Annotated in this window: 12 protein-coding genes; 11 read left to right on the top strand and 1 reads right to left on the bottom strand. The window is 34.8% G+C overall.

Translation table 11 applies throughout. From position 1 onward, the window contains the following. The 11 genes from BU804_RS13565 to BU804_RS09315 all read left to right on the top strand — a co-directional run. The coding region (locus BU804_RS13565) for a hypothetical protein (RefSeq protein ID WP_226996175.1) at positions 1 to 589 on the top strand (589 nt) is incomplete at its 5' end. Between the two features lie 190 nt (positions 590 to 779). Beyond that, positions 780 to 1,304, top strand: a complete 525-nt coding sequence (locus BU804_RS09360) for a ferritin-like domain-containing protein (RefSeq protein WP_075883861.1) — start codon at positions 780 to 782, stop codon at positions 1,302 to 1,304. Between the two features lie 116 nt (positions 1,305 to 1,420). After that, positions 1,421 to 2,287: an SDR family oxidoreductase gene (locus BU804_RS09355; protein WP_075883860.1), complete on the top strand. Its 867-nt coding sequence runs from the start codon at positions 1,421 to 1,423 to the stop codon at positions 2,285 to 2,287. A gap of 25 nt (positions 2,288 to 2,312) precedes the next feature. Next, entirely contained in the window at positions 2,313 to 3,317 is a 1,005-nt protein-coding gene (locus BU804_RS09350) for a ligase-associated DNA damage response exonuclease (RefSeq protein WP_075883859.1), read from the top strand. Continuing rightward, on the top strand, positions 3,314 to 4,906 hold the full coding sequence (locus BU804_RS09345) for an ATP-dependent DNA ligase (protein ID WP_075883858.1): 1,593 nt from the start codon (positions 3,314 to 3,316) through the stop codon (positions 4,904 to 4,906). The genes BU804_RS09350 and BU804_RS09345 overlap by 4 nt, the downstream gene beginning before the upstream one ends. After that, positions 4,893 to 7,307, top strand: a complete 2,415-nt coding sequence (locus BU804_RS09340; RefSeq protein ID WP_075883857.1) for a ligase-associated DNA damage response DEXH box helicase — start codon at positions 4,893 to 4,895, stop codon at positions 7,305 to 7,307. Before BU804_RS09345 ends, BU804_RS09340 begins: the two co-directional genes overlap by 14 nt. Then, entirely contained in the window at positions 7,307 to 7,945 is a 639-nt protein-coding gene (gene pdeM / locus BU804_RS09335) for a ligase-associated DNA damage response endonuclease PdeM (RefSeq protein ID WP_075883856.1), read from the top strand. Before BU804_RS09340 ends, pdeM begins: the two co-directional genes overlap by 1 nt. A gap of 148 nt (positions 7,946 to 8,093) precedes the next feature. After that, positions 8,094 to 8,528, top strand: coding sequence for a thioredoxin family protein (locus BU804_RS09330; RefSeq protein WP_075883855.1), 435 nt, complete (start codon positions 8,094 to 8,096; stop codon positions 8,526 to 8,528). A gap of 589 nt (positions 8,529 to 9,117) precedes the next feature. Next, positions 9,118 to 9,360, top strand: a complete 243-nt coding sequence (locus BU804_RS09325) for a hypothetical protein (protein ID WP_158025049.1) — start codon at positions 9,118 to 9,120, stop codon at positions 9,358 to 9,360. Between the two features lie 447 nt (positions 9,361 to 9,807). Further along, the gene (locus BU804_RS09320) at positions 9,808 to 10,545 is read left to right on the top strand and encodes a hypothetical protein (protein WP_079988686.1); all 738 of its coding nucleotides are present in this window, start codon (positions 9,808 to 9,810) and stop codon (positions 10,543 to 10,545) included. 33 nt (positions 10,546 to 10,578) lie between these two features. Next, positions 10,579 to 11,301: a hypothetical protein gene (locus tag BU804_RS09315; protein WP_075883852.1), complete on the top strand. Its 723-nt coding sequence runs from the start codon at positions 10,579 to 10,581 to the stop codon at positions 11,299 to 11,301. A 24-nt stretch (positions 11,302 to 11,325) separates the two neighbouring features. Here the strand turns inward: BU804_RS09315 and BU804_RS09310 are convergent. Then, a partial coding sequence (locus BU804_RS09310; RefSeq protein WP_143298977.1) for a lipocalin family protein occupies positions 11,326 to 11,569 on the bottom strand: 244 nt, incomplete at its 5' end.

The following is an 11,569-nucleotide window of genomic DNA, read 5'->3' as shown; positions in this document are numbered from 1 at the left end:
TGAGCCTATGAGTCGTGAAGAGGCAGGTCGCCGAGGAGCGGAAGCTCGTTGGGGAAAAGAACACGATGAGGATTATGATGGACGTAGAAGCCATCGAGGCAGATCTTCAGGGGATGAGCCTATGAGTCGTGAAGAAGCAGGTCGCCGAGGAGCGGAAGCTCGTTGGGGAAGAGAGCACGATGAGGATTATGATGGACGTAGAAGTCATCGAGGCAGATCTTCAGGTGATGAGCCTATGAGTCGTGAAGAAGCAGGTCGCCGAGGAGCGGAAGCTCGTTGGGGAAAAGAGCACGATGAGGATTATGATGGACGTAGAAGCCATCGAGGCAGATCTTCAGGGGATGAGCCTATGAGTCGTGAAGAAGCAGGTCGCCGAGGAGCCGAAGCTCGTTGGGGAAAAGAACACGATGAGGATTATGATGGACGCAGAAGTCATCGAGGCAGATCTTCAGGTGATGAGCCTATGAGTCGTGAAGAAGCAGGTCGCCGAGGAGCCGAAGCTCGTTGGGGAAAAGAACACGATGAGAGCAAAACCTCTTCTGGAAATGATTATCAAGGCAATACTGATGAGCAAAACAATGAAAGTTAATATTCATTCATCTTTCTTAAATAAAAAAATAATGTTGTAAAAAATAAATGATAGGAAATCTTGATTTCCTATCTATTTTTCTTTAAGGAACGTTATCGATTCAAAGTTCTTCACGATTGAATTTTTATTAAGCAGGTATTCAATCTCGATTCCTTTTGATGGATAACATAAAAACATAAAGGATAGGTCAATGAAACAACAACAAACAGGCTTACATAAATTATTTATTGATGAATTGCAAGACATGTATAGTGCAGAAAAGCAAATTACAGAGGTCATGCCCAAATTAACTAAATCAGCTTCTTTACCTGAATTAAAAGAAGCACTCATGGATCATTTAAAAGAAACAAAAACTCAAATAGCTCGTCTGGAACAAATCTTTGAGATAATGGGCTTATCAGCCAAAGAAAATCTTTGTAAAGCGATGGAAGGAATATTGAAAGAAGGAGAAGAACTCACAAAAATTATCGAAAAATCATCTACGTTAGATGCAGCTATTATCAGCGCTGCGCAAAAAGTTGAGCATTATGAAATTGCTTCTTACGGAACACTATGTAGTTTTGCTAAACATCTTCAATTGAATAGCCAAATCCAAGATCTTCTTCAAGATACGCTTGATGAAGAAAAGGCTGCAGATAAGAAATTAACAAAGCTTGGAGAAGGCTCATTTTTTACATCAGGAGTAAATGCTGAAGCCGCAGAAGCAAAAAAATAATGCATAAATAAAATTAAAGCTTATTTTATTTTTAAAAGACTTTTTACAATATAGAAGGCATTTTGTAAAAAGTCCTTTTTATTCTACTTCTTTTATTCAAAATTTAGGAGATTCAGATGATTGATGAACAAAAAGCAAATACATTTCCTCCTCAAAAGCAAACTCCTCCTGGAGAACAATCTAAAATGTATCCTTTACCTGAAGATGAGAAAAAAGATTTAAAAGGAAGCGGTAAATTATTTGATCAAGTAGCCATTATTACGGGAGGCGATAGCGGGATTGGAAGAGCAGTAGCGATTAGTTTTGCAAAAGAAGGGGCTGACATTGTAGCCGTCTATTTAAATGAACATAAAGATGCGGAAGAAACAAGAAGACTGGTTAAAGAAAAAGGGAGAAAATGTTTGTTAATTGCAGGGGACATTGGCCAAAATAGTTTTTGCCAATCCGTGATAAAAGAAACGATACAAGCTTTTGGAAAGCTCAATATTTTAGTCAATAATGCGGCTGAACAGCACCCGCAAGATTCTATTGAAGATATTACTGAAGAGCAGTTAGAAAAAACTTTCAGAACGAATGTTTATTCTTTATTTTTTATGACCAAAGCTGCACTTCCCCATTTAGAAAAGGTTAAAGGGACCATCATTAATACAACCTCTGTTACGGCTTATAAAGGAAAGAAAACTTTAATTGATTATTCAGCGACTAAAGGAGCTATTGTTGCTTTTACTCGTTCTTTATCTTTATCATTAGTTAAAAAAGGAATTCGGGTCAATGGCGTGGCACCAGGGCCTATTTGGACACCTTTAATTACTTCAACTTTTCCTAAAGAAAAAGTTTCTGTTTTTGGTTCTAATGTTCCTATGAAGCGAGCTGGACAACCAGATGAAGTAGCCCCTTGTTATGTCTTCTTGGCTTCTCAAGATTCTTCTTATATTTCAGGACAAATTTTGCATCCTAATGGGGGAGAAATTATTAATGGTTAAAAAAGTTGGAATTTAAGGCTCCTATATGGAAATTCCTTTAAAAGTCATTAAACAAGGTTTATATTGCCCAGACGGAGATTTCTTTATTGATGCTTGGCAACCAGTCCCTCGTTGCATCATCACGCATGCGCATGGCGATCATGCTTATGCTGGTCATGGACACTACATTGCAACTGATGAAACGATTAAAATTCTACGGAAAAGAATTGGAGGCGAGTTTAAAAGCGAAGCTTTAACATATAACCAGAAAATCAAACTTGGAAATACATGGGTTTCATTGCATCCAGCAGGGCACATTTTAGGATCGGCGCAAGTAAGAATTGAAACACCTGGCTGTGTCACAGTCATATCGGGTGATTATAAGCGAGCAAAAGATGAAACATGTTTACCATTTGAAGTAGTTGAATGTGATATTTTCGTCACTGAATCTACTTTTGCCCTGCCCATTTATCAATGGCCTCATAGCCACACCATTGCCAAACAGATCAAAGAGTGGTGGTTTGAAAATGCCGCTCATGATTACCCTTCTATTTTATTTTGTTATTCACTTGGCAAAGCACAACGGGTTTTGTCGATGTTAGCGGATCAAGAAAATTTTGTGTATTTGCATGGAGCTATATGTTCATTGTCAAAAATCTATGCAGAAATGGGAATCAAAATGGCTCGTTTTAAGCCTGTTTCGGAAGGTGAAAAGGGGATGAAATTTTCTAAAGAACTTATACTAGCTCCACCATCGGCAGCGGGAACTCCGTGGTTGAAACGTTTTCCAAGTTATCGGACAGCTTTGGCGTCCGGTTGGATGCAAGTAAGAGGAACAAGGCGTCGCCACGCTTTAGATCGTGGGTTTATTTTATCTGATCATGCAGATTGGAAAGCATTGATTGAAACAATTTCACAAACACAAGCAAAAATTGTTTTAACTACTCATGGGAATGCTTCTACGTTGGCTCAATATTTACGCGAAACGCGTAGCCTCGATGCCAGAGAGTTAAAGGGGCTAGATGTTACTTTAGTGAGTGAGGATCAATGAAAAATTTTTCACTTCTTTTTGAACAGATTGATCAAACACAATCAACGAATGAAAAAGTCTCGTATATTCAAAAATATTTTGCTGATTCTTCCCCAGCCGATGGAGCATGGGCTCTTTTTTTTTTAAGCGGTCATCGTTTAAAAAGATTAATTAGTGGAAAGAAATTATTAAAGTGGTGTCAGGAACTTTTGCAACTTCCTGACTGGTTGGTAGAAGAATCATACGCAGCCGTAGGAGATACAGCGGAAACAATTTCTTTATTATTACCTTTTAAAGAAAAAGAAATTAAAAATAAACTGACCCTTTCCGAATGGATGGAAATGCGAATCAAACCACTTCAAGGTCTTCTAGAAGAAAAACAAAAAGAGCAGATTTTTCTTTACTGGAATGAACTGAACACTAAAGAGACTTTTATTTTTAACAAAATACTGACGGGATCTTTTCGCGTTGGTGTTTCTTCTTTGTTAACATTAAAAGGATTAAGCCAAGCATTAGAAATTCCTCGTGAAATTTTAAGTCAGCATGTAATGGGAACCTGGGAACCCACAGCAGAATTTTTTGTTAGTTTGAGTATTACAGATGATCGTAAACAATATTTAAATCCTTATCCCTTTTATTTGGCTTATCCTTTTGAAGGCGATTTAAAGACATTAGAAAATCCGTTTGATTGGTTAGCAGAATGGAAATGGGATGGGATCCGAGCACAAGTTGTCAAAAGGGGAGGGGAATGTGCCATTTGGTCAAGAGGAAATGAATTAGTTTCTTCGCAATTTCCCGAAATTATGGAAGTTTGCAAACAACTTCCAGACGGAACGGTATTAGATGGAGAATTGATTGCTTATCAATCGAATCGCCCTTTAGCATTTGGAGAATTACAAAAACGACTTGGAAGAAAAAATGTGTCGAAAAGTATGCAAAAAAATATTCCAGTAATTTTAATGATTTATGATGTTTTAGAATATCGGGGGGAAGATATTCGTAAATTACCTTTAGGCGATCGAAGAGACATTTTGAAATGTTTGAACCTTGAATCCCCACAGCTTCTCATTTCGGATGAAATCTCTTTTTCAAACTGGGAAGAATTAAGCGAAAAACGAGCTTTAGCTAGACAACAAGGGACAGAAGGAGTGATGTTAAAGAAGCGAAACTCTTTTTATGGTGTAGGACGTCAAAAAGGAAATTGGTGGAAGTATAAAATTGATCCGATGGTCATTGATGCTGTTTTAATGTATGCTCAAGCTGGATCAGGCAGAAGGGCTAATTTATTTACAGATTATACTTTTGGTATTTGGAAACAAAATGAATTAATTCCCATTGCTAAAGCTTATTCTGGTTTAGATCAAGGGGAAATTAACAAGTTAGATCGTTGGATCCGAATGCATACCGAAGAAAAATTTGGCCCGGTTAGAAAAGTAAAGACAGAACAGGTTTTTGAGATTGCTTTTGAAGGGATACAACGTTCTAATCGTCATAAATCAGGAATAGCTCTACGATTTCCTCGCATCAAAAGATGGAGAACTGATAAACCTTATCAAGAATGCGATGATTTAGAAACAATTATAAAAACGTTTTTACATGACTCTTCCTAAGCATTCGCTCATTGAACAATGGTTTAATTTAAAAAAATGGGAACCCCTTCCTTTTCAAAAAGAAGCCTGGTTAAAATTTTTAGAAGGAAAAAGTGGGTTAATTTCTGTTCCGACAGGGGCTGGTAAAACATATGCAGCTTATCTTTCAGCTCTTTCTAAGCTTCATGAAGATCCCAAAAAAGGAATTCAAATCTTATACATCACTCCTTTAAAGGCTTTGGCAAAAGATTTGGAAAGCGCTCTTAAAGCTCCTATTGATGATTTAAAGTTGATTTACCGCGTCGAAAGGCGCACAGGAGATACTTCCTATATAAAAAAAGAAAAGCAGAATAAATATCCCCCAGAAATTTTGATTACGACTCCTGAGAGTTTGGCTGTGATGCTTTGCAATGGTCACGCAACTTCTCAATTTAGCTATCTACAGTCCATTATTGTCGATGAATGGCACGAGCTGTTAGCTTCCAAAAGAGGTGTCTTGTTTGAGCTTTGTCTATCTCGATTAAAAGCTTGGAAACCTTCCGTACAAATTTGGGGATTAACCGCGACAATTGGCAATATTCAGCAAGCTGCACAAGTTTGTGTAGGAGTTGATCGCAGTCCCATCATTGTAAATGCAAAAATGGAACGAGAAGTCATCTTAACGGCTGTATTGCCAGAATCCTTGGATAAGCTCCCGTGGACAGGAAGATTGGGTTTACGATTACTCCCTTACGTTCTAAATCGGTTAAACTTCAATCAATCTACTCTTATTTTTACTAATACACGCTCGCAAACAGAAAGATGGTATCAAGCGATATTAGAGGCAAGGCCTGAATGGAAAAACTTAATAGCCATTCATCATAGTGCCATCGATAAAAAAACAAGAGAAGAAATAGAAGAGGGGATTAAATTTGGTTCGATTCGTTTTGTTGTTTGCACCTCTTCTTTAGATTTAGGAATTGATTTACCAAGGGTTGAAAAAGTCATTCAAATTGGCTCCCCTAAAAGTGTTGCACGGCTTCTTCAAAGAGCTGGGCGCTCTTCTCATCGCCCCCTTACGCCTTGTTACATTGAAGTTGTTCCTACACATGCCTTAGAATTAATCGAAATTCAAGCTTATCGACTAGCTATTAAAGAACATCACATTGAAAGCCGTTTGCCTTTAAAAAATTGCTATGATGTTTTAATGCAGCACATGATGACATGTGCAATTGGAGAGGGTTTTCAAAAAGACGAACTTTTTTCTCAGATAAAAACAACAGCTTGTTTTCAAGATTTGAGTTTAAAAGAATTTGAAGATTGCTTGCATTTTTTAATATCGGGAGGAAACTCTTTAAAAGCTTACCCTGAATATAAAAAGCTAGTTTATTCAAATGACAAATACATTGTTGAAGATAAAGGATTGATTCGTCGGCATAAAATGAGTATTGGAACCATTTCTTCTGATTCTCAAATTACTGTTAAATGGACCAAAGGAAAAGCGATTGGAATGGTAGAGGAATCTTTTTTGACGAATTTAAAACCTGGAGATCATTTTCTTTTTGGGGGAAAACAATTACAGTTAGTTCAATATCGAGACATGACAGCTTATGTTCGTTTAGCCAAACATAAGCAAAAACATGCAGCCGTTTGGAGAGGAAGCCGTCTTCCTTTTTCAGCGTCTTTAGGAGCAGAGCTAAGAAAAGTATGTGAGCAAAAAATATCGCTTAACTCGTCCGACCAAGAAAATTTTCTTTTAGATCAAATCATTCAATTACAACAAAAATTTTCGTATCTTCCTACAACAAAACAGCTTTTGATTGAATTAACAAAATCTCAGGAAGGATGGCACCTTTTTGTTTATCCTTTTGAAGGTAAAATTATTCATCAAGGCCTTGCTTTGTTAGTTGCTCATCGTTTATCAAAAAAAGCGTCTCAAACTTTTACAATAAGTACAAATGATTATGGATTTGAATTGCTGAGCCGAAAGTCTTTCCAGGAAGAAATGCTAACAACGGAACTTTTTTCAACTCAATATCTGAATGAAGACATCCAGGAATTGTTTAATACTCAAGAAATTGGAAAAAGATATTTTAGAGATATTGCTAGAATTGCAGGATTAATTTTTCCAGGTTATCCACACAAACATAAAACAAATAGACAAGTACAAATCAGTAGTAGCCTTTTATTTGATGTTTTACAAAAATATGACGCAAATAATTTGCTGCTACAGCAAGCTAAAAGAGAAATATTAAATATTCAATTTGAAAAAATTCAGCTAAAAAATTGTTTAACACGTTTATCTCAAGCTCAATTAATGATAAAAAAACTCAAAAAATTTAGCCCCTTTGGATTGGAGTTATTTGTAGAACGCGTTAGTGACACTTTATCTACAGAAAGCTTGACAGAGCGAATTAAGCAAATTCAAAATAGTTGGTTCTGATGAAATGCCTCATTGAAAATCAAACATGTCATTTTTTGCCTCAAAGAGGAGTTTATTGGGAAGAACAAAAAACGTTGATAATCGCGGATGTTCATTTGGGAAAAGCTACCACGTTTAGAAAAGCAGGCATACTTATTCCGGACGGAAGTATGGAGGCAGATTTACGGCAACTCAATTTATTGATACAGAACCTACAGCCAGATCGTTGTATTGTTGTGGGTGATTTAATTCACGCGACGAGTGGCTTGTCTGAATATGTGCAAAATACGTTTACTGATTGGTTAAAAATGCTGCCTTGTGACTTACATTTAGTCATGGGTAATCATGACAAAAACCTTGTTAAATATTTGCCTAAAACCTGGTCGTTTCATATTCATGCTAATCATTTCTTGATGGAACCATTCTATTTCTGTCATATCCCTTGCTTACAAGAACCCTGGTTTGTTTGGTCAGGCCATCTTCATCCAAAAATTGAGCTAAAAAGTAGACATGATCGTTTAAGTTTGCATTGCTTTCAAATTTTTCCTAAGCTTGGTATTTTACCTGCTTTCAGCGAATTTGTTGGAGGTTCATTTGTGAAAAAAGACTCAAATTGTAACATTTTTGGTATTGTGGATTCTTCGGTGATTAAACTTTAATTTTCTTTTTTACTTTGTTAGAAAGACAAAAGATTTCACTTACATAAAATATTTTACATTTTTTTGGTGGGTATTTAAATTATCATAAATTTTCTATGATTTTTTAAAATAGATGCCATATCGTAACTTTTAATCCCGAGATGAAAAAATGAAAGTTTTAAATTATCTTCTTTGCCTTTTTATTTGCCTGACAGCCTTGGTCTATAGCGAGATAAAATCTGTTAAAGATAAAATATGTTGCGATCTTAGTGCTTCTTCGATTGTTGAAGTCACTCAAGACAACTTTAAACAGCTGATATTTCCAGAAAAACCTGTTATTTTGATGATTTATGCAGAGTGGTGTGGGTGTTGCTGTCGCTTTCAACCTATTTTGGAAACGTTTAGCGAAAGATTTAAAGAATTTATCTGTTTTGCTAAATTAAATTATGATGAAGAAACTGATTTAGCTGATTCTTTCGATATCAACTATTTTCCTACCTTTATATTTATTGATTCAGGGATTGTTATGGATAAAACTGATGAAATAGATACTCAAGAAGAATTGGAATCTCAAATTTTTGCATGGATAAATCAATTAAACTAACCTAAATATGAATAACTGTATCAAATTAAAATTTTCACTTTAAGTTCTTTTTTTAATAGATCTTTCTTCTCCTTGTGAATACTTTTTGAAAAATTTTAATCAACGTAATAAAGTTTTTTTTGATTAAAATTACAAAAAAATTCAGATTGAGATTAACAGGTTATTTTTTCTAGCATACATTGCTTACGTAAAACACGTGAAAATTTAATCTTTGAGATACGCACTAGTCCTTTACAAAGGAAGTAATACCAAGTGCTCAAATCAATGATAAACAACAAAAAGGTTTTGTATGAAAAAAGTAGTGCTATTTTTTTCTCTATTTTTGTGTTTTTTCACAACATCATACAGCTTCGCACAAAATAAAAAAGGCAGTCTTGACAATAATTGCAATAATGTAGCACAGAGGGATAACAATTACCAAAGCCAAGGTGAACAAGCTTTTTATGGTGCAAATAATTCAAATGCTTGCGTACCTATAGAAAGGCCAGTTGGTGATTGCTACTCTTTGTACTACAAATATGAATCATGCTACTACAATCAATGGCACTGCAAATATGTTCCACAATTCATTCAAAAGAAACACTGCCGTATGGTTCCCCAGTACTATGAAAAAACATGCTGCAGATATGTTCCACAATACTATTCTAAAGTTTGCTACCATCAAGTTCCTAAATATTACTATACAACAGATTGCCGCTATGTTCCAAAATATACTTATGAACGTTGCTGCAAATATGCCCCAAAATATTACTACAAATATACAAGCAGACCAGTTTGTGGAAACTCTCGTGCCCCAGCTGCCTGTGCTCTAAGATGTGAAGATGCGCGTTAAAATTTAGCTTTTTTGACAGGTAGATGTTTTCTACCTGTCAATATCAATTTTAAAACAGTTTATGACATATTTTATGCCAATTTATCTCTATTACCTTCCTTCTCTCATAGATTAATTTCATTTTAAAAATTGAAATAAAACTTATCTTTTCTACTTTCTCCCATGCTTATAAAATAAATTACATAAAAAAATCAGAATAATTAATATTTTTAGATTGGTTTGATTTGGGACATATGCTGTAATTGACAATTAATAAAAAATTTGTCAAAAGTGCACTTTTAGATGAGAGCTTTGATAAATTAAATTTCGACTGCTAACGACTTCAAAGTAATATTAAGCGAAAGTGGCGATAACAAAATCGTCCTACATATCCTCGAATTATTAAAAATCGGTTTTACAATGAAAAATGATTATTTCTTCCTCTTCTTTCTCTTAGGTGTATGTTCTTTGTTTGCTTCTTTAAGGGCAGACTATTATGAAAATCAAGGAGATCAAATATTTGTTGGCCCTGAAATATATTACGTTGAACGAACAAAAAAAGCAGGCGCTAAACAAGATGGTTACCTCCACGGTATTAGGCTTGGTTATGAACGAATTAAAAAAGATAAAATTTATGTTGGCGTAGATTTTTTGTATGCAGAAGGATCTATGAAAGGGAAATTGGGAGAAGAAAAAATCAAGTCAATTTTGACTGATATCAATATTGAGGAAAGAATTGGTTATACCTTAGCGTCAAATTGTGGGTGGAAGCCTTCTTTTACCCCTTACATTGGTGTAGGGAAATTTTGGGAAAAGAATGAATATAAGCATCCATCACCATTTCGATTTCATTTTTACAATAGTTTTTTATATATTCCTATTGGATTTTTAACTCATTTAGACTTTACAGATAATTTTAGGATGGGAATAAATTTTAAAGCTAGGTACATTTTAGATAGCCATCATACGATTACGCATGATTCTGAATTTGGTAAAATTCATCAAAAATATGAGGAAAAAGTTCAATATCGCGTTGAATTACCTATGACTTATTTTACTTGTTTTTTTCAAAAAAAAGTGTCTGTTAGCTTAGTTCCGTTTTATGAGTATCGACATTATGGATATCGAATCAATTTTCCCTTTGATTTTATTGAAACTAAATTCAATTTGTATGGGGCAAATTTAAAGCTGCTTTATTTATTTTAATTTTAAAAAATTTAAATTTGAACAAGGAAAAATATGTATAAACAATATAAAAACTTTTTATTTTATACGTTTATTTTAGCGGGATATATACCAAGCTTTGTTTGTGGCAGAAACATTAGTTTAGTCGATTCGGAAGGGCAGCTTGCTAACTTTTCTATTGCTCAAGAGGATAAATTTACAGATGTGATCGATTGGCTTGAATGCTACTACAAAAACAGTCTGGAAAATATCCAACCTGAAGGCTTTCTTTCAAATGATTTAGCGTTGACAATTGTTGTCTCTAATAACGATGTGTTGATTAGAAAAAGCACTCCAAATCGTGATTATTATGCGGAAGTTTCCAAAGATGAGAGAAAAGATATCGATTTTATTGTAACGAGCCTGGCTTACGAATCATTGCTTAGTTTAGCCAGCTTACGCTCAGACTTGCAAGATGCGGGAAAACGTATTGATAAAGTACATCCCCTTAATTTTTTAAAGGTCATTTTTACAGATGAAAAGCTGAAGACCGGAGTTCATGCAATCCGTAATAGAACGATTTGGAATGAATTTATAGCGGGAAATGTCACTAGCTTAAATGAAGAATCTAAAAAAAATAATCTGAAAGATGAATATCTTCGAGATTTCTCTCGTAAAATCGGAGTCGATTTTAATAAAATTACTCCTTATATTAAACAAAAGAAATGGAAAGAATTTGTCAATTACCTTATTGATAATATTCCAAGAGTTAATGATCCTAACCGATATAATATGTAGAGGTATTGTTAACTAAAGCAGCATTTATTTTGTTGCTTTAGCAGAAGAATCTTGTTTGGCTCGAAATACATTTAAAATGTTTAAATTCGGCATCAAAAGAACAACTTTATCTAAAATTTGTTTATAAATAACTTCAGGTAAAAAGGGTGTGCGGCTTAATATCCACAAATGTTTTTGATCAGAATCACTAACAGCTGCATAACTATAATCATCTGCTAAAATAAGGATCCAGTAGTCTCCAATAGGTAATCCTTTATACTGTTCTGTA

Source organism: Candidatus Protochlamydia sp. W-9, assembly GCF_001950615.1.
GTDB classification, from domain to species: domain Bacteria; phylum Chlamydiota; class Chlamydiia; order Chlamydiales; family Parachlamydiaceae; genus Protochlamydia; species Protochlamydia amoebophila.
Note: the sequence above shows the minus strand (reverse complement) of the source record. Positions and strands in the feature narration are given on the sequence as shown.

What these genes read in the sequence shown, in the direction of transcription:
- BU804_RS09340 (WP_075883857.1), top strand. Translation starts at nt 4,893, where the DNA reads ATGACTCTTCCTAAGCATTCGCTCATTGAACAATGGTTTAATTTAAAA.
- BU804_RS09345 (WP_075883858.1), top strand. Translation starts at nt 3,314, where the DNA reads ATGAAAAATTTTTCACTTCTTTTTGAACAGATTGATCAAACACAATCA.
- BU804_RS09325 (WP_158025049.1), top strand. Translation starts at nt 9,118, where the DNA reads ATGGTTCCCCAGTACTATGAAAAAACATGCTGCAGATATGTTCCACAA.
- pdeM (WP_075883856.1), top strand. Translation starts at nt 7,307, where the DNA reads ATGAAATGCCTCATTGAAAATCAAACATGTCATTTTTTGCCTCAAAGA.
- BU804_RS09330 (WP_075883855.1), top strand. Translation starts at nt 8,094, where the DNA reads ATGAAAGTTTTAAATTATCTTCTTTGCCTTTTTATTTGCCTGACAGCC.
- BU804_RS09360 (WP_075883861.1), top strand. Translation starts at nt 780, where the DNA reads ATGAAACAACAACAAACAGGCTTACATAAATTATTTATTGATGAATTG.
- BU804_RS09355 (WP_075883860.1), top strand. Translation starts at nt 1,421, where the DNA reads ATGATTGATGAACAAAAAGCAAATACATTTCCTCCTCAAAAGCAAACT.
- BU804_RS09315 (WP_075883852.1), top strand. Translation starts at nt 10,579, where the DNA reads ATGTATAAACAATATAAAAACTTTTTATTTTATACGTTTATTTTAGCG.
- BU804_RS09350 (WP_075883859.1), top strand. Translation starts at nt 2,313, where the DNA reads ATGGAAATTCCTTTAAAAGTCATTAAACAAGGTTTATATTGCCCAGAC.